This is a genomic window from Oxalobacter paraformigenes, from assembly GCF_000158475.2.
In the GTDB taxonomy this organism is placed as follows: domain Bacteria; phylum Pseudomonadota; class Gammaproteobacteria; order Burkholderiales; family Burkholderiaceae_D; genus Oxalobacter; species Oxalobacter paraformigenes.
Genome location: NZ_KI392031.1, coordinates 1,470,075 through 1,489,095 on the forward strand (window position 1 = coordinate 1,470,075; position 19,021 = coordinate 1,489,095).

17 protein-coding genes are annotated in these 19,021 nt (G+C 52.2%); 2 read left to right on the plus strand and 15 right to left on the minus strand.

The features are described from left to right. Positions 1-6 precede the first annotated feature (6 nt). From OFAG_RS11155 to OFAG_RS11175, 5 genes are all read right to left on the minus strand, one after another. Positions 7-666, minus strand: a complete 660-nt coding sequence (locus tag OFAG_RS11155; protein WP_005875962.1) for a site-2 protease family protein — start codon at positions 664-666, stop codon at positions 7-9. A 55-nt stretch (positions 667-721) separates the two neighbouring features. Further along, positions 722-1,348 (minus strand): L-threonylcarbamoyladenylate synthase, encoded by a 627-nt coding sequence (locus OFAG_RS11160; RefSeq protein WP_005875960.1) that lies wholly within the window; start codon positions 1,346-1,348, stop codon positions 722-724. 30 nt (positions 1,349-1,378) lie between these two features. Continuing rightward, positions 1,379-2,260: a protease HtpX gene (htpX, locus tag OFAG_RS11165; RefSeq protein WP_005875958.1), complete on the minus strand. Its 882-nt coding sequence runs from the start codon at positions 2,258-2,260 to the stop codon at positions 1,379-1,381. Positions 2,261-2,463: 203 nt separating this feature from the next. Further along, positions 2,464-3,297 carry a 3',5'-nucleoside bisphosphate phosphatase gene (locus OFAG_RS11170; protein WP_005875954.1) on the minus strand — a complete coding sequence of 278 codons (834 nt, stop codon included), beginning with the start codon at positions 3,295-3,297 and terminating at the stop codon, positions 2,464-2,466. 76 nt (positions 3,298-3,373) lie between these two features. Continuing rightward, positions 3,374-4,243, minus strand: a complete 870-nt coding sequence (locus tag OFAG_RS11175) for an alpha/beta fold hydrolase (protein WP_005875952.1) — start codon at positions 4,241-4,243, stop codon at positions 3,374-3,376. A 191-nt stretch (positions 4,244-4,434) separates the two neighbouring features. Here OFAG_RS11175 and OFAG_RS11180 point away from each other — a divergent pair, with 191 nt between their 5' ends. Both OFAG_RS11180 and hslO read left to right on the plus strand, forming a co-directional pair. Continuing rightward, positions 4,435-5,004, plus strand: coding sequence for a gamma carbonic anhydrase family protein (locus tag OFAG_RS11180; protein WP_005875950.1), 570 nt, complete (start codon positions 4,435-4,437; stop codon positions 5,002-5,004). A gap of 68 nt (positions 5,005-5,072) precedes the next feature. Beyond that, entirely contained in the window at positions 5,073-5,999 is a 927-nt protein-coding gene (gene hslO, locus OFAG_RS11185; protein ID WP_005875948.1) for an Hsp33 family molecular chaperone HslO, read from the plus strand. A 35-nt stretch (positions 6,000-6,034) separates the two neighbouring features. On the opposite strand, the gene OFAG_RS11190 is transcribed toward hslO, so the two are convergent. From OFAG_RS11190 to alaS, 10 genes are all read right to left on the minus strand, one after another. Continuing rightward, positions 6,035-8,644, minus strand: a complete 2,610-nt coding sequence (locus OFAG_RS11190) for a DUF349 domain-containing protein (RefSeq protein WP_005875946.1) — start codon at positions 8,642-8,644, stop codon at positions 6,035-6,037. Between the two features lie 286 nt (positions 8,645-8,930). Next, the gene (locus OFAG_RS11200; RefSeq protein ID WP_020995301.1) at positions 8,931-9,146 is read right to left on the minus strand and encodes a hypothetical protein; all 216 of its coding nucleotides are present in this window, start codon (positions 9,144-9,146) and stop codon (positions 8,931-8,933) included. Between the two features lie 195 nt (positions 9,147-9,341). Further along, positions 9,342-9,914: a hypothetical protein gene (locus OFAG_RS11205; protein WP_005875944.1), complete on the minus strand. Its 573-nt coding sequence runs from the start codon at positions 9,912-9,914 to the stop codon at positions 9,342-9,344. A 325-nt stretch (positions 9,915-10,239) separates the two neighbouring features. After that, on the minus strand, positions 10,240-10,491 hold the full coding sequence (locus OFAG_RS14230; RefSeq protein ID WP_005875941.1) for a hypothetical protein: 252 nt from the start codon (positions 10,489-10,491) through the stop codon (positions 10,240-10,242). Next, positions 10,492-11,040, minus strand: a complete 549-nt coding sequence (locus OFAG_RS11210; protein WP_020995302.1) for a class I SAM-dependent methyltransferase — start codon at positions 11,038-11,040, stop codon at positions 10,492-10,494. It abuts the gene before it with no gap. 76 nt (positions 11,041-11,116) lie between these two features. Then, entirely contained in the window at positions 11,117-13,990 is a 2,874-nt protein-coding gene (locus OFAG_RS11215) for an adenosylcobalamin-dependent ribonucleoside-diphosphate reductase (RefSeq protein ID WP_005875936.1), read from the minus strand. A 170-nt stretch (positions 13,991-14,160) separates the two neighbouring features. After that, positions 14,161-15,090, minus strand: a complete 930-nt coding sequence (locus OFAG_RS11220) for an electron transfer flavoprotein subunit alpha/FixB family protein (protein WP_005875934.1) — start codon at positions 15,088-15,090, stop codon at positions 14,161-14,163. Between the two features lie 40 nt (positions 15,091-15,130). Beyond that, positions 15,131-15,880 carry an electron transfer flavoprotein subunit beta/FixA family protein gene (locus tag OFAG_RS11225; RefSeq protein ID WP_005875932.1) on the minus strand — a complete coding sequence of 250 codons (750 nt, stop codon included), beginning with the start codon at positions 15,878-15,880 and terminating at the stop codon, positions 15,131-15,133. A gap of 34 nt (positions 15,881-15,914) precedes the next feature. Beyond that, positions 15,915-16,160, minus strand: a complete 246-nt coding sequence (locus OFAG_RS11230) for a sulfurtransferase TusA family protein (RefSeq protein ID WP_020995303.1) — start codon at positions 16,158-16,160, stop codon at positions 15,915-15,917. 10 nt (positions 16,161-16,170) lie between these two features. Continuing rightward, positions 16,171-18,783 (minus strand): alanine--tRNA ligase, encoded by a 2,613-nt coding sequence (alaS, locus tag OFAG_RS11235; RefSeq protein ID WP_005875928.1) that lies wholly within the window; start codon positions 18,781-18,783, stop codon positions 16,171-16,173. Between the last annotated feature and the right edge of the window lie 238 nt (positions 18,784-19,021).

The window sequence follows — 19,021 nt, forward strand, 5'->3', positions numbered from 1 at the left end:
AATGAATCACAAAGATAAAATATATAACAAAGGATAGAGAAACAGGTTGATGATCCAGCGCCCCAGTTGCATCACCGGACGCATCCAGTAAGTCGTCAGCCCCAAATAAACCAGTCCGAGCACGATGAAAAAGCCATACCGTTCAACCTGAACGAATTTGTACGCCATACTCGCCGGCAACAGACTTGTCATTATGCGGCCTCCGTCCAAAGGTGGCAATGGGAAAAGATTGAAAGCGAAGAGAACCAGATTGATCATCACGCCGGCATCGGCCATTTGCAGGAGAAATCCGCTCTGCACATGGGCCAGCAGCAGGCCGATTTTAAACAGACTCCACAATAACGCCATGACCAGATTCGAACTCGGTCCTGCCAGAGCGACCAGCGCCGCGTCCCGCCGCGGATGCCGCAATTGTCCGAAATTGACCGGTACCGGCTTGGCGTAACCGAAAATGAACGGGCTGCCGATAAGCAACAACACCGCGGGGATAATGACCGTTCCAAGCGGATCGATATGCTTGAAAGGATTCAGCGTCATCCGCCCTTCCATATAAGCGGTCGAATCGCCCAGATACCGGGCGACAAACGCGTGCGCGGCTTCATGCAGCGTGATCGCAAACAGCAGGGGAATCGCCCAGATTATGGCTGTTTCAACAATATTATCCATTCTGCGCTTTCAATAGTTTGAAACAGCCGGTCATACCGCACCCGACCGTTACCTTTTACAATCCGATCAATGCGGGACCGCCACGACCGCTACGCACCAGTTCGGGTTCTTTACCGGTCAAATCGATCACCGTTGTCGGCAACAGTCCGCACGCTCCGCCATCGATCACGGCGTCAACCAGCTTTTCCAGTCTTTCCTGAATGGCGTATCCTTCAGTCAGGGGATCTTCGTCGCCGGGAAGGATAAGGGTTGTTCCGATCAGCGGTTCTCCCAGTTCTTCCAGCAGTGCCTGATCGATACGATTGTCAGGAATACGCAAGCCAATCGTTTTGCGCGAAGGATGCGACAGGCGGCGCGGTACTTCCTTCGTCGCCTGCAAAATGAAGGTGAAAGCGCCCGGTGTGGCCGCTTTCAGCAGGCGATAGGCCGAATTGTCTACCCGTGCATAAGACCCCACTTCCTTCAAATCGCGGCACAAGAGCGTCAGCAGATGCCGTTCGTCCATCTGGCGGATCTGGCGAATCCGGTCGACAGCCGCCTTGTCATCCAGACGGCAAACAAGCGCATAACTGGAGTCGGTCGGCATCACGACGACACCGCCGCCACGCACGACATCAGCCGCCTTTTTAATCAGGCGACTCTGCGGATTGACAGGATGTATTTCCAGATAAAAACTAGCCATTTTTCAGTGTTGTACGCGAGTGCCGGACTGTCATGTCCGTCCGGTCTGAAGCGCTTCAATCCTTTTTTCAATAGGGGGATGAGTCGCGAACAGGGACATAAAACGACTGCCGCTGTTAATACCCATCGCTGTCATGTTTTTCGGCAAGTCCGTCGATTCCATATGACCGAGCCGCTGCAAGGCATGAATCATGGGCCGGCTGCTGCCAAGCAGTTTTGCCGAACCGGCGTCCGCCCTGAATTCGCGATAACGCGAAAACCACGCGACGATCATCGAAGCCAGAAAACCGAAGAGGATTTCACAGACGATAACCGTAAAAAAATAACCGATGCCGCGTCCTCCGCCATTTTCAGCGTTTCTCGACAACAGATTGTCCACAAAAAACCCGACAACCCGGGCAAGGAAAATGACGAAAGTGTTTACCACTCCCTGGATAAGGGTCAAGGTCACCATGTCGCCATTGGCGACATGCGCGATTTCATGACCGAGCACGGCTTCCACTTCCTCATGGTTCATGCTTTGCAACAAACCGGTCGATACGGCAACCAGTGCCGAATTCTTGAAAGCCCCCGTTGCAAAGGCATTCGGTTCTCCCTCGTACACAGCAACCTCAGGCATCCGGATGCCTGCTTCATTCGACAGTTTCTGAACAGTATTCAAAAGCCACTGTTCCGTTGGATTGGAAGGGGCTGTGATGACATGGGCGCCAGTCGACCACTTGGCCATCGGTTTGCTGATCAAAAGCGAAATAATGGAACCGGTAAAACCGATAACCAGGGAAAAAACAAGCAGGCTCCCCAGATCCAGACCGCTGCCGTACAAATACCGATTGATTCCCAGAAGGGACAAGACAATCGACATGACGAGAATAACTGCCAGATTGGTTGCCAGAAAAAGAAAAATTCTTTTCATGAATGGATCCTGTATTTCTGAATATGATCAAAGCGTTAAAATAAGTCCGTTTCCGGAAAATTCAAGTCCGGTTTGTGAAGCATGGCATCGAAACAGGACTCGTTTATTAATTTTTTACATAAGATGAGGGAATATAACGGCAAAACGAAAATCGCGCAGCCTTTTTTCATTTCTGTATCAAACAAACAGGATTTTGCACGCTCTCAGCGCCAGTTCTGCCAGACCGGTTCCACAGGACAGGGAAAATCGGGCAGGCAACCGACATCGACAGGCGACTCGTTCGGCGCGTGAAAATCCGAACCGACTGACGATAAAAAACCGTACCGGTTGGCCAGTCTGGCAAAATACAGATACTGATCCGGCGTATGGCTTCCGGTCACGACTTCAATGCCGGTCCCTCCCAGTTGCCGGAATTCATCGAGAAAGGCATGCAAGGCCACTTCCTTGATTTTATATCGGCCGGGATGGGCGACAATGGCAATGCCTCCCGCATTCAGTATCCACTGTACGGCTTCGGTCAGGGTTGCCCATTGATGCCGGATATAGGCAGGGCCGCCATCTTTCAGATAACGGTCGAAGGCATTTGAAATCGTCGGGCAAACGCCGGACTCGACAAGGAACCGCGCAAAATGTTTTCTGGAGATCAGATTCGGATTGGTAACATATTTCAGCGCGCCTTCGTAAGCTCCTTCAACGCCCAGTTCCGCAAACCGTTCTCCCATCCGCTTCGCCCGTTCCATACGTCCCGAACGGTTCCGGCGAAGCATATCAATCAAGACAGGATCGTTTTCATCCACGTGCAATCCGACAATATGAATGGAAGTACCGGCCCAGGTAATCGAGATTTCCACACCGGAAACCAGTTCGATTCCCGCTTCGGCAGCGGCCTTTTTGGCCTCGGTCACACCGGCGACTTCATCATGGTCAGTCAGTGCCAGCATCCTCACGCCATTGGCGCTGGCGCGTCTGACCAGTTCAGCAGGCGTCAGTACGCCATCCGATACGCGTGAATGCGAGTGGAGATCAATATTCAGCATAAGACAGATCCATCATTTTCCTAACAAAGTATTGTACGACGAGCCGGAAAAGAACGCCGAGAAGCCAAAACCGCTTTCAAACTAGAAAATCCTCGATCAGTCTGGCCACGCTCTCAGGCTGATCATGCTGGAGCATATGACCGGCTCCTTCCACCAGCGCAATCCGTACATCCCGGATATAGGAAGCGCGACGCCGGATTTCTTCTTGTGCCCTCGCCTGATCTTTCATGCGGATACCCAATAGTGAATGCTGGCCTTCCACAAAAAGGACCCTCGCCTCTATCCGGCTCCAGCAGGCGAGAATTTCATCCAGTCGGGACAACACGGGCAAGGACTTGTGTTTCGGATCGGCCATGACAATCCGTTCCCCCCTGTCATTTACTTCAGTCCAGTAATCCGCCAGAAAAAAAGCCCGCTCATAAGTCAGTCTGGGATTGTTTTTCCGCAAGCGTGCAATAACGGCTTCCTTGTCAGGATAAGCGCGCAGTCTTTCCGGCTCTTTCCGTGAATCGAGCCATCGTTCCAGCCGTTCGGGGGCCATTTCGGGCCGGTTTTCGACGATACCGTATCCTTCCAGACTGATAAGATGGGCCACGCGCGAAGGCCGGATACCGGCATAAACGCTGGTGATGTTCCCGCCCAGACTGTGCCCCAGCAACCGGACAGGCTCGTCAGGCGAATAGTGATCGAGCAAGGCTTCCAGATCGGCCAGATAATCCGGAAACCAGTAACCGCCCTGCGCCCAGTCGGAATGCCCGAAACCGCGCATATCCGGAGCGATAACATGCCACTCCTTTTCAAACGCATCCACAACGAACTGGAAAGAAGCGGAAATATCCATCCATCCGTGAACCATGAACAATTTCGGCGCATCCCTGTCGCCCCAATGGCGAACACACAAGCGCATGTCGTGAGCGTCTACAAATTCCGTGCGTGAGACTTTCATCCGTGAATACAAAATTGACTGTAAAGCGAAACATTATAAACACATGTTTTGGATAAAAACCGCTTTCAGTCCAAAATCCGTATGGCATATTTCCAATGCCTGCCGACAGCGTATCCATTTTTCATTTCAGACCGGTGACATACCGGCATCAACAGGTAAAATGGACGTCTTCCCCATCTGGAGCAAAGAATATGCCTATTTACCGCCTTGGAAACCGTATTCCGCAAATCCATCCAACCGCCTTTATTGCCGACAATGCCGTTATTATCGGCGACGTCGTGATCGAAGCGCACGCATCCGTCTGGTTCAATGTCGTCATTCGCGCCGACAACGACCGGATCACGATTGGAGAAAACAGCAATATTCAGGACGGTTCCGTCCTCCATGCCGATTCCGGCCATCCGCTGACTGTCGGCAAAAACGTTACCGTCGGACATATGGCCATGTTGCACGGCTGTACAATCGGGGACGGTAGCATGATCGGGATACGGGCAACTGTGCTGAACGGGGCGGTCGTGTCCGAAAACAGCCTTGTTGGCGCCGGAACGCTGATCGCCGAAAACAAAAGTTTTGAACCAGGCGTTGTATTGCTGGGCGCTCCTGCACGGATTGCCAGAACTATGGACGAAGAAAGAGCGGCCAGAATGCCGAGAGCGGCCAGTCATTATGTCTGGAACAAAGCGCGTTTTCATGAGACGCTTTTTGAAATAGACTGGCGCGACGCGGCGAAGCCTGCCGTTGAAGATAAATCAACGGACTGACTTTTTTACCGGTAAAAGAGCAGTTTGCGCGGTAGAATGCCCTCATGATTTTTTGTGGAATTCCCAGTATGAACGATCGACTTCAGAAATTTCTTTTCCAGCATGCCGCTGCCCGTGGCGAATTCGTCGAACTGTCGGAGGTCTGGGCACAGATACAATCGCATCACCGTTATCCTGCGCCCGTCACCCGCCTTTTGGGCGAAATGATCGGCGCAGCCGTTCTGTTAAGCGGTAATATCAAATTCGACGGTTCGCTTGTCATGCAGATACAGGGGGACGGACCGGTTCGCCTTCTCGTCGTGGAATGCGACTCGGCCATGAAAATCCGGGCTACCGCCAAACTGGATGAGACGGTTCCCCTTACCGGGAACGAAACATTTACCGATCTGATCAACGCTCACGGAAAAGGCCGTTTCGTCATTACCCTGGACCCGCATGAAAAGGCACCCGGTCAACGGCCTTATCAGGGTATCGTTTCACTTGCAGGCGACGCCATTTCGCAAGTCATCGAAAATTATATGAAACAGTCCGAACAGCTGGATACCCGCATCTGGCTGGCAGCGGATAACCATGTCATCCGCGGGCTGCTGCTGCAAAGAATGCCTCCGCCAACCGGGCCGGACGGTTTGAGCGAAAAAAACGGGGACGAAGAAAAAGCCTGGGAAAATCTTCTCGCACTGGCATTGACCTTGCGGAACAAAGAACTACTCGATACCGACATCGACACTTTGCGCCATCGCCTGTTCTGGGAAGAAGACCTGTTTGCGTTCGATCCGCTTCATCCGGTTTTCAATTGCAGTTGCAGCCGCGAAAAAGTGGCCAGCATGCTTAAAATGCTCGGCAAAAAAGAAGTGGAAGACGCCCTGAAAGAACAGGGAAATCTGGCGATCAGCTGCGATTTTTGCGGACAGACTTACGCATTCGATCCAGTCGATTGCGCCCAGCTTTTTGCGGAAAATTCGTCTGGCGAACCGCCACCCTCCTCCCTCCATTGAAAACGGGAAAAGCGGTCTCCATGAAAAACCCGGTCTTAACCGGGTTCGTTCAGTTTGAGAATCAGGGTATTGATCCGGCCGATATCTTCCTCATCCGTCAGGACGGGCAATTCCAGCAACTGCCGTATTACCTCGCCGGCGACAAGCTGCTCGCTTCCGCCCATGGCTTCCTGTAACACTTCCATCTGTTTCCGGCGTCTTTCTTCTTCCAGATAGTGCGGCGAATCGAGACCGTAAACGATTTCAAACCGGAGAATGTGTTCCTTCATGGAAGGAACATTGTTCAGCAACCGTTTTCCATAAGCCCGGTTTCTGGCAGCCATCGCTTTCAAACCGTTATAAAAACGGTTTGACAAAACATTTTCCATTTTTTCCGGCAGCGGAGGCAAGGCTTTCCAGGCAGTTTCGTATTCCTCATCTTCGCAAACGGCATCGACAGAACCATTTTCTGTTTCCCGACACAAATCGACTACCCTGTTTTCGAGAGAACGACACAACGCGAGTTTTTCGTACAGGGATTTCAGGGCTTCCGTCATTTTTTCCGTTTTCAGCAATCCTATCCGGTTCCGGCATGCCAGAACGGCACTGTCAAGCCGTTTGCGGATGTGGGATTCGGCGTCTTTCGGAACGCTGCCCAGACTCTTCCAGCGATTCAGAAGCTCTCCAAGACGATGTTCCAGATCACCGGACTCGTCGGCCGCGCTCATGGCTTCCAGTTCGGCGCATATCGCTTCCTTCTGTTGCAAATGCTGCCATCTTTCCAGATCAACGGCCTTGTTTTTTTCCATCCGTCTGGCATGAAGATTTTCACAAACTTCGCGAAAACGCGACCATAACTTTCTGTCTTCGCGATTGTCCAGCGGAAAGGCTTTGGCGCAATTTTGCCACTTCTGCTGGACATCCCTGAGTCTTTTTCCGGCTTCCCTGTGCTGCGGATCGATAGCTTCCACTTCCCCGATCAATTGCTCGCGTTGCCTGATCTCCAGTTGCGTCTGCTCATACAGCTTTTCCCTGACAGGCTGCATGACGCTGGAAAACGCGTCATCCAGTCTTTTTTTCTCTTTCCTTCCTACCATTCCGATCTGGCGCCATGACTGTGACGTCTGCCGGTAAAAATTGATGACGGGTTTCCAGTCAAATTCGCCGTTACGCGCGATCGCATCGGCATAATTTGCATGAAACTCTTCTGCAAAAGCCCTTATTCCGGCGATAACGGTTTCGGCCTGAAGAATATTCTTTTCTTTTTCTTCAGCCTGTTGCCTTGCATGGGTCAACACCGGTTCATAAGCGCGATTGCAGGCATTGTCGAATTCGATCCACTGTTCACGGGTCGCCATACCCGAAACGCCATTCAGCGCTTTCCATTCTTCCCTGGCCTGAACCACGGCATCCGCCAGTTCCTCGACTTTAAGCTTCTGTTCGGGAAGACCCTGCACAAAAGAGATCAGTTTTTCGCGAGACAATTTCCCGCTCCATTTTGCCCAGCCTTTCAGGCGGCGAAGCTCGTTTCTCAAATGACCAAGCTGTGCCATCCTCTCTCCGGCCATACCCAGCCTATCGAGATCGAGCCGGCGCAACGCTTCATCATGCGTCAGGGCATCCTGAACCGAACCCGATTCCACAGCCTGTTGCAGCCCATTGATGTGTTCCGCGAAATAGGCCTGCGCTTCGGAAGGCGACAAATCGAATTTGGGAACGGAAACGGCAATAACAGGCGTCTTTACAGCCAGTTGTGCGAGTACCGCATTGAAACGTCTGTTCAATTCGGACTGTCTTCCCGCATCTTTCACGGCGGGAAATTCCGCCCATTGTTTTTCCAGTTCACTCCTGTCCAGTCTGGAAGGATCGGACCGTTCCCATTCCTCAAGCCGCGCCAAACGGTTCCGAAACACGTCATATTCCTTCTCGTAACGTTCGGAAGCTTCGGACAGATCGTTGAACTTCGCTTCGAAGTCGGACAACAGCTGGCGCGGCAGCGAAAACCGTTCCGGAGACTGTTTCCACTGCGCCAGTTTTTCCGAAAAAGTCTCCAGAAGACCGGCCCGTTCAGCCGGGCTCAGACTCAGGTTTTTGTCCATACCGGACAATTCTTCATAGCAGGATTTGACTTCCCACTGCAAAAGCAGCTGGGCTGACAGTCTCGACTCCAGTTGCAAGCGCAAGGTCTCGAACTGCGTTTTCAGTTCCGCTGGCAGCTTTTCAAGATCATCAGACGGTATGGCCTTCCATTCCCGATCCAGATCCGCAACGAGATTGGGAGCAAGGGCTGCTCCATCCACCAGCGCGGCTGCGCTGTCTGCAAGATGTGCAACTTTGGCAAAAACCGCTTCGATATGCGCAATTTCGTTCAGACGCGTTTGCATCAGCCTGTATACGCGACGGTCAGTCTTCCGCATCGCTTCCCTGACCTTTTCCATAACGGACACGGAATGAACTTTCTGCGCAGCGACATAGCGCGCATCGGCGAAGCGACACTGCAAGAGGAAATCGACGACAGCCGATTCATCGTCAGGCAATTGCCAGGCCATCTCCAGAGCGTCACGTTTGGCGTCGCGCGAAACGGAAGACTCTTTTTTATCTTCTGGCGGAGCGGCCTGACTGACCGGACGTTTTTTTCCAAAGAGCTGCGATAGAAAATTCAACATAGCATGTGAAATCCGACTTCATAAAAGAAGACATGATATCAAGAGGCGGAACAAATTGTTTTTTTCTTGCCTAAAAAAAAGAAAAAAAATCGGGAAAATTGATGAAACAAGGCGTTTTGCACCTTGCTGGCGCAAAAAGAAAAACCGGATGGAGAAAACGAAAAAGCGATCCGCGCCACGATCGATTTCATGTACGGTTTTCGCCTTCAGCGAACCCCCATCAAAATCCAATCGTGACAAAAGGCCAGTCAAACAACGGCAAAACGATCAGAGAACGTGAACATCCTCATCGGGAATTCGTGCAATTGCAGGGATGAGGCGATTCATTACCGCAACAGTCGGAAACGCGCGGTGTATTGACCTGGGTATGAATATTGGCCAGCAGATCGTAAGCCTGAGCCTTGCGGCTTTGAACACCAAGCATAATGTCACGATCCAGTCCCATGCTCATGTAACACCGTTTCAGCAGGTCTGCATGTTCTCTGGACATTGATTTTTTCATATAAAAAATCCTTTCCTTAAAATCTTTTTGAGATAATCGGGATTTTTCAATTCCGGCAAATAACCTGATAAGGCCAACCGTTTTGACGATCCCGCCGGTTATCGCGCATGACACATGCCCGATAACCGCGCTGCCCCGTCTGTCCTAACGGGAATCGAATACCGGTCGGGTTTTTCGATCTTTCGCGCTCTTCTATTATATCCGGTATTCCGTTTCAGCGATATGACTCCCGTAATTTCCAGGGCAGTTCCATTCCCTTTTTTCCTGAAACCCGAAACGGTTTTCATCGCTTTCCCAAAACACCGTGTCTTCTTCCATGATGGTTTCTGCCATTTCAAACCAGTTTTCATCGGACAAAACCGTTTTTGCCTGTTCCAGAAGAAAAACTTCTTTCTCATCGACCAGTTCCTCAATCAAACCGGTATAGACAGCGATCTGGCGTTTTATAAAAATGTCGCCAGCTTCCGGCCGCCAGGGAAAACAGGTCAAGATGAAATACATTTCGCTGATACTGTTTCGGCAAGCTCTGAGTTCATCAAGCACGACTCCGGAAATTTTTCCCGTATTCATTATTAGGGGCAAAACCGTTTTCTCGAAACGGCGAAGCCGGCATTTCTCATAAATTTCCGCAATGTATTCCACGATCTCTCCAGAACAGGAAACAGAGGCATCCGGCCATACCGTTTTTTCCTTCAGCCGGTCCAGTTTTCTCTTGAGCTTTTCATTGTCAATGGCTATGGCAACCTGAACATACATACTCGATAACATAATGTTTCCAGGGAATTTTTGAAGAAAAAACAGAACAGTGAAAAACGACTTTCACTTAAGGCCGTCCATTTTGCAAACGGCTTCGATAGGGAGGAAAAATATTAGCGAATCGCTTTCAGTCCTATTTTGAGAATGGGCAAAAACGGCTTTGGTTTCCAGAGGGAAACAGGCATTCCGGAAATCGGGCTCTCTTCAGATACCCGACTACAAAACGGGCTCACAGGAAGCAGCCAGGACAAAACTGTTCCATACGGAGGAAAGCATAAATCTGTTTCAACCCGCTAATACAGGCCAAAACCGGTATATTGCCTGTCAGGCAGGCTACCTATTTGACGCCAGGCCGCATCCGGTAGCCGAAATCAATGTCGAGTATCCTGTCCTGAAAAACGGCCTGAACAGTTTGTACAAAAACCTCGACATCGCTTTCGATCAGTTCAGGAAGGCCTTTCCGGATACTTTGCAAACCGCCCTGACTTTCAGCGAGCCCGATCAGCCTTCCGGCAGTGCATTTTTCCAGGTGGGAAAAAACGATTTCCCTGGCATACCTGAAATAAGCGCTGCCCCGGATATGGTTCAACTATTCGGCCTTGTTCCGGCGGATGAAAGAGGTAATGACGACATTATCTGTTTTCCCGATATACGCTCTCTTTTCAAACAGGTCGGTACAAGCTTTTTCGACCCGCCAGTCGGAAACGGGAGGCCAATCGCAATCGACTGTCGAAAAAATGCCGCCCGGTTTCAATACGCGATTGATTTCGCGCAAGCTGGATTGAGGTTCCATCCAGTGAAAAGACTGGCTGCACACCACCACATCGACCGATTCATCCGGCATGCCTGTACTGGAAGAAAACCCCTTTCTGGATGAAACGCCGGTCCTTTCCTTCTGTCTGGCCACAGCAAGCATGTCTTCGCTGGGTTCGATACCGACAAGCTCTTCACAATGGTTTCGCCAGACCGATGAAGACAGACCGGTGCCGCATCCCGGATCAACCACTATTTCAGGTTTTCTGCCAAGATACCGGCTAATGATTTCAACCGGATAAAGCGGCATGGCAGGACGCGCCTGATCGTACAGTCCCGCAAAACCGGTAAACCGTCCGGAATTTTTCGAAACACTGTCATCCATATAAGGCTCTTCCATTAAATAAAAAACCCTGCAAATACCGGATGTACTTGCAGGGGGACGCTCTGAAAAGGAACCATCAGCCGCAGGAACCGATCGCACCGCATGCGGTACAAAAGTCGCAGCCGTCCTTGCGGATAACCGTTGTATTGCCGCATTCGGTACACAACTTGCCGGCCATTCTCAGGGTAGCATGCCGAACTTCCCGGGTCGGTTCATCCGCTACCACGCCCAGCGGTTTCACCGGATGGCCGTCTGGCATGAGGATTCCCAGCATGGCATAACGATGAATGACCAGTTGCGCAATATAAGCGACAGTGGACGGGAAACTGGCCTGACGGGCCGCACCCGGAACGCGCGCGAGAAAATCGCCGCGCGGTTCGGCATAATTCAACAACTTGCGCAGTTTCATGCCTATCCATGCCGGATCGATCACGCGCATGTCCACTGACAGGAGTTTACACAGACCATCCAGCGCACGCGGGTGACCGCCCGTCAATCCCATACTGTAGGGACGGCGCGTTCCATCCGGCATTTCCAGTTCTTTCAGCATCAGGACAAAATCATCGCCCGTGGACGGATTTTGCACATCCGTCACCCATGCCAGCGTACCGTCGGTTCCGGTTCGGGGTTCATGAGGCGAAAAAAGCGCGTCAAGAACCGGCGACGGTTCATCCGGGTGATGATCCAGCGCGCCGAGCTGGTTGTAGCGCCACATGACAAGTCTGGCGAGAGCCGCCGTGGCGCTGGGAACCTGAATGAATTCGCCATTCGGCGGCATTGGCATTTCAAACGCATCGCCTCCGACATTGGAAAGCATGGTGAAACGCTTGTGCAGCCAGCTCCGGTCGTTGGCGCGCATATCGATCGACAAGGTTTTGGCAATGGCGTCCAGACCGCGGGGCGTCTGGCCACCCAGTACCCAGACTTCAAACGGAATACCGTCATGATCGGAAACGGCAACGGCAAATTCGCCCTGGGGCGACTGGATCTGTTCACTGACCCAGGCCGAAGCGCCTGCCGGCAACAGCGGCCTGGAAGGCCAGCGCAATGAGGAGAGAGGAGGCGCGATAGTCACTTCCTTCAGGATAATGCGCCTGTCCTGTTCCGACAGGGTAACGGAGTGGGTAGTACTCTTTTCTTCCGGGGCTTCCGCTTTCTTCTCCTCGGCGGGAACCGAAAGAATGGCCGTTCTGACATTGTTGGGCCGGTAAGTGGTAATCCCTTTCAGACCTTTTTTCCAGGCTTCCATATACAGATTCTTGAAATCCTCATACGGATAATCCTCCGCGACATTCACCGTCTTCGATATGGCCGCATCAATATAGGGAGCCACTGCCGCCACCATCAGCATATGGTCGATAGCCGATATTTCCAGGGCGGAAACAAAATAATCGGGCAGTTTCGACACGTCGTTATTCATCGAACGGTAGACACGATACGCATGGTCCTCTACCGTGTAATTTTTCCTGGAACCGTCCGGCATGCGCTTGACGCGGTTGTAGAACCAGGAAAATGCCGGTTCGATACCGTTTGAGGCATTGTCTGCAAAAGCCAGTGAAATGGTACCGGTCGGCGCAATGGAAGTCAGATGCGAATTGCGGATACCGTGTTTCCGGATTTTCTCTTTCATCTCTTCGGGCAAACGCGATACAAACCCGCCCTCCAGATAACGTTCGACATCCAGCATCGGAAAACCGCCGCGTTCTTTTGCCAGTTCGATCGAACCGGTATAGGCGGCATCGCGCATGGCTTTGGCGATCTCGGCCGACAGTATGCGCGCTTTTTCGGAATCGTAACGGATACCCAGCATGATCAGCGCATCGCCAAGGCCGGTAAAACCCAGACCGATACGGCGTTTTGCCGCCGCTTCCCTTGCTTGTTCTTCCAGAGGCCATTTCGTTGCCGTCAAGACGTTATCCAGCATGCGGACGGCAATTTTGGTCACCCGGGTCAACAAATTGAAATCGAATAGCGGCTGCGCCGAGAAAGGCGCGGTGATAAACGACGTCAGATTCAGACTGCCGAGACAGCAACAGCCATAATCCGGCAAAGGCTGTTCGCCGCACGGATTCGTTGCCTCAATGACTTCGCAATAAGCCAAGTTGTTTTCACGGTTGATGCGGTCGATATATAACACACCGGGTTCCGCGGCATTGTAGGTGCTTTTCATGACCAGATCCCACACTTCTCTGGCCTTTATCCGGTTGTAAACCCACTTGCCGTCAGCCCGCTTGAATGCGCCTTTTTCTTTCAGCTCGTCGTTTGGCTCGGCAGTATGAGCCAGTTCGAAATCGCTGTCGGTTTCGACAGCACGCATGAATTCGTCGGACACACCGACAGAAACATTGAAATTGCTGAGCTGGTTCTGTTCCTGTTTGACGGTGATGAATTCAAGAATATCAGGATGATCGATGTTCAAAACCGCCATTTGGGCGCCGCGACGCGCGCCTGCCGATTCAACCGTTTCACATGACCGGTCGAAAACTTTCATATACGAAATCGGGCCGGAAGCGCTGCTGCCCGTTCCGCGAACCTTCGCTCCACGTGGCCGGATAGACGAAAAATTGTAACCGACGCCACCGCCCCGGCGCATGGTTTCGGCGGCCTGAGCCAAAGCCGTGTAAATGCCGGGCTTGCCATCGACCATGTTGGTTATCGAATCGCCCACAGGCTGGACAAAACAGTTGATCAGGGTCGTTTGCAAACCGGTTCCTGCCGCGCTGCTGACCCGCCCTGCCGGAATGAAACCGTTTTGCATGGCCCACAGAAACTCTTCCGCATATTTTTTTCTGCTCTTTGGAGCCTCCACCTCGGCCAATGCACAGGCCACTCTTTCCATTACCTCTTCCGCACTGGTTTCGTCGCCCTTGGCATATTTTTCGAGCAGCACTTCGGTGGAAATTTCCTGTGGCGCAAATACAGACGAGGTTTCACTTTCAGAAACTGGCATAACGACTCCTTGATTCGAATGGTTTATTCGAAAACGGCTCTTCCCGGACCGGCAATTTTTCCAGACGCAACCGTACGATTTTTACAGCCTTCTCACGATTCAGGCTTTTTTGATGTTCAACTTAACTGCAATTTTACTGTTCAACTTGTCCGCGGTCAGCATCTGTGCAATTAGTCCAGTGCGGCAACCAGTTGCGGAACCAGTTCGTTCAAATCCCCGACAATACCGTAGTCGGCAGTCAAAAATATCGGGGCATCCGGATCCTGATTGATGGCAACAATGGTCTTTGAATCCTTGATACCGGCAACATGCTGGATAGCACCGGAAATCCCGATGGCAATATAGAGATCGGGAGCGACGATCTTTCCGGTCTGTCCGACCTGCAAATCATTCGCGATATACCCGGCATCGACAGCAGCGCGCGATGCACCGATCGCCGCACCCAGTTTATCTGCCAGTTGTTCAATGAGCTTGAAATTTTCAGCAGAACCGACACCCTGCCCGCCTGCGACGACAATTTGCGCACTGGATAATTCCGGCCTGGACGATTTGTCGGTCTGTGACGAAAGATATATGGATTTATCGCTGCCGGAAATGGCGACTATGGCTTCAACGGGCACGGAACTTCCTTTTTCCGCGGGGCTGAAAGCCGTGGTTCTGACAGTAATGGCCTTGACCGGATCGGATGACTGCACTGTTGCAATGGCATTGCCGGCATAAATCGGCCGCTCGAATGTATCTTCCGAAATCACTTTGGTGATTTCGGAAACCTGTTCGACATCCAGCCGGGCGGCAACGCGTGGCATCACGGCTTTTCCGAACGATGTGGCCGGCGCCAGCAGGTGGGAATAGGCTGAAGCGATTGCCAGTACCTGTTCAGCCAGGTTTTCAGGCAAACCACGCTCCAGCGACGCCGCATCGGCTAGCAGTACTTTCGAAACACCGGTAACGGTTGCCGCTTCATCGGCGGCATTTTTGCATTCATGGCCCGCTACCAGCAGATGGATATCCTGACCGCACTGCAAAGCGGCACTTACGGTATTTAAAGTACTGTTTTTCAAAGACTGATTGTCGTGTTCGGCAATAACGAGAATGGACATTTTCGAATTCCTGTATGAATCGTGTACGGTCGGACAAGGCTCAAATCACTTTGGCTTCGTTTTTCAGCAGGGAAACCAGCGTCGCGATATCCGAAACCATCCGGACTTCCGAGCGTGCAGCCGGTTCGGCAACCTTGAGAATTTTGAGACGGGATTCAACCGATACACCCAGTTCATCGGGTGTAGTCGATTCAATTGTCTTTTTCCTGGCCTTCATCATATTGGGCAAAGTTACGTAGCGCGGTTCATTCAGCCGCAGATCGACTGTTACCACCGCAGGCAGTTGCAATGCCAATGTCTCCTGACCTTCGTCGATTTCACGGGTGACTATCGCTTTTCCGTTTTCGATCACCAGTTTCGAAACCGAAGTAGCTTGCGGCCAGTCAAGGAGCGCTGCCAACATCTGTCCCGTCTGATTGGCATCGTCGTCGGTTGCCTGTTTGCCCAGAATAACGACATCCGGCTGTTCCTTTTCGACGATTTTTTTCAGCATTTTGGCAACCGCCAACGGCTGCAAAGACGCTTCCGTTTTGACCAGAATGCTTCTGTCGGCGCCGATAGCCATGGCCGTGCGCAAGGTATCCTGCGATTTTTCGACACCACATGAAACGGCAACGACTTCAGTTGCAACGCCTGCTTCCTTTTGCCGTACCGCTTCTTCGACAGCGATTTCATCGAACGGATTCATCGACATTTTCACATTGTCCGTTTCAATGCCGCTCCCGTCCGGTTTGACGCGGATCTTGACGTTGTAATCCACAACCCGTTTGACGGGCACCAGTATTTTCATGCGCTACTCCAAAATAAGCTGCTGTTTCCTGACGCTATTTTCTTTTGACGATAATGGTAAAGATACCGTTTTCTTCCGCCTCGCCCACCACTTCGTTACCGGTCTGGCTGCCGAAAAAATGAAAATCGCGAACCGCTCCCGGATCGGTTGCCAGTACTTTCAGCAACTGGCCCGACTCCATATTCGCCAAGGCCTTTTTTGCCTTCAAAATCGGCATCGGACATTTTGTCCCGCAGGCATCGACGGTCAAATCGGCATGCTTCAGCTCCCTGTCTTCCATTTCCGATCCATTAACCCAGACGTTCTTCTACCCAGTTTTTCACACTCTTTAAAGCTTCGGGCAAAGCGCTCGGATCGCTCCCCCCCGCCTGAGCCATGTCAGGACGGCCCCCCCCTTTTCCGCCGACTTGTCTGGCGACATGATTGACCAGTTCCCCAGCCCTGATTTTCGCCGTCATGTCGGATGTGATGCCTGCAATCAGACTGACCTTGCCGTCTTTTACGGACGCCAGCACAATCGCCGCCGTTTTCAGCCTGTCTTTCAGCTTGTCCATGGCATTGCGCAAACCGGGTACATCGGCGCCTTCTATCAGGGACGCCAGCACCTTGACGCCCTTGACATCCACTGCCTTTGCAGCCAGATCGTTTCCCTGACTGGAAGCGAACCTGGCTTTCAGAGTGGACAACTCGCGGTCGAGCCCTTTCATCTGATCCTGCAACTGGACAATACGGTTAACCAGTTCATCCGGCTGGGTTTTCAGCGCCACAGCCGCTTCACCGACTTTACGGGCCATTTCCTGCACCCAGTACATGGCGGCCAGCCCCGTTACCGCCTCGATACGCCGGATGCCGGCGGCAACGCCGCCTTCCGACACGATCTTGAAAAATCCGATATCGCCAGTCCGGGAAACATGGGTGCCCCCGCACAACTCGCAGGAAAAACCGATATCCAGCACCCGAACCACATCGCCATATTTTTCACCGAAAAGGGCTGTAGCGCCATGCGCAATAGCGTCATCGAAACTCATCTGCTGCGCCTGTGTCGGATTGTTTGCCACAATTTCACGATTGACGATTTCTTCCACCTGCCGGATTTCGTCATCCGTAACCGGGGCATTGTGACTGAAGTCGAAACGGGTTTTGTCCGGATCGACCAGCGAACCGCGCTGTGCAACGTGCTGCCCCAGTACCTGACGCAAGGCCTTGTGCATCAGGTGAGTGACAGAATGGTTGCGCATCGTCTGGGCACGCAATTCCATATTGACCCGCGCATCGACCTTGTCGCCGACAGCAATCGTTCCGGCAACGACCTTGCCATGGTGTCCGGCCACATCGGCCTGTATTTTCTGCGTATCTTCGACGTCAAACCGCATGTGCTGGCCAAGCAGCGCCCCCACATCGCCGACCTGACCGCCGGATTCCGCATAAAACGGCGTCACATCCAGTACGACGACACCGCTCTGCCCTTCCACGATTTTTTCCACAGGTGCGCCATCCTGGTACAAGGCCACAACCGTACCGGTTTCTTCCAGTCTCTCATAGCCGACAAAACGGGTCTTTTCACCGTTATATTCCAGCATGGCGGCCATTTTGAATTTGCCGGAAGCGCGAGCTGTCGCTTTCTGTTTTTCCATAGCGACGTCGAATCCCTGTTCATCGACCGTAATTCCCCGTTCGCGGCAGATATCGGCCGTCAGATCCAGCGGGAAGCCATAGGTATCGTACAGCGTGAAAGCCGTTTCGCCATTCAACACTTTCGTTCCGTCAGCCAGTGCGCTTTCCAGAATCTTCATGCCATTGTCGAGCGTTTCACCGAAACGCTCTTCTTCATGCCGCAGGATTCGCTGCACGTATCCGGCCGATTCCGCCAGTTCCGGATAGGCCGCCCCCATTTCCTTAACGAGATCCTCGACCAGTTTGTAAAAGAACGGTCTGGTCTGGCCCAGCTTGTAGCCGTGACGCAAGGCACGCCGGATAATCCGGCGCAAGACATACCCATGCCCGTCGCTACCCGGAATCAGGCCGTCCACAATCATGAACGTACTCGCACGGATGTGGTCGGCAATGACTTTCAGTGAATTATTCGTCAGATCGGCCGTTCCCGTTTCGCGGGCGGCAGCCCTGATCAGATTCTGGAACAGATCGATTTCGTAATTGCTGTGGACATGCTGCAAGACGGCTGCGAGACGTTCCAGCCCCATGCCGGTATCGACGCAGGGGCTTGGCAAGGGTGTCATATTGCCCTGTTCGTCCCGATTGAACTGCATGAACACGAGATTCCAGATTTCGATGTAACGGTCACCGTCTTCATCCGGACTTCCCGGAGGGCCGCCGGCGATTTCAGGGCCGTGATCGTAAAAGATTTCACTGCATGGGCCACATGGTCCGGTATCGGCCATCTGCCAGAAATTGTCGGAAGCGTAACGCGCCCCCTTGTTATCGCCGATGCGGACGATACGTTCTTTGGGAAGACCGATTTCATTGGCCCAGATGTCATAGGCTTCGTCGTCTTCCTGATAGACGGTCGCCCAGAGTTTTTCAGGAGGCAACTTGTACACCGTCGTCAGCAAATCCCAGGCAAAATGGATGGCATCGCGTTTGAAATAATCGCCGAAACTGAAATTGCCGAGCATTTCGAAAAAGGTGTGATGGCGCGCCGTATAACCGACATTCTCGAGATCGTTGTGTTTGCCGCCAGCCCGCACGCAGCGCTGGACGGAAGTCGCCCGGGTATAGGGACGCTTGTCCAGTCCCAGAAAAACGTCCTTGAACTGGACCATACCCGCATTCGTCAACATCAGCGTCGGATCGTTGGCAGGAACCAGCGGACTTGAACGGACGACAGTATGGCCTTTTGCTTTGAAAAAACTCAGGAACTTTTCACGAATTTCGGCAGATTTCATTTTTATGGCAAGAAAAGCAGTAATGCTGAAGAAAGGATTATAAAAGAAAAACTCCGGACACACGCGACAGTTTTAGGCTATCCGAAATGGCCCAAACCTTCCGGAACGGTTACAGAAAACGCGCTGTAAAAGCGCTCCCGGACAATCAGCATGCCAAAAATGAAACCTGGCAATTTTCATGGCTGTGGTTTAAATAAAACACTCCTCCCAACGGAAAACAGCCTGTCTTAAACAGGCT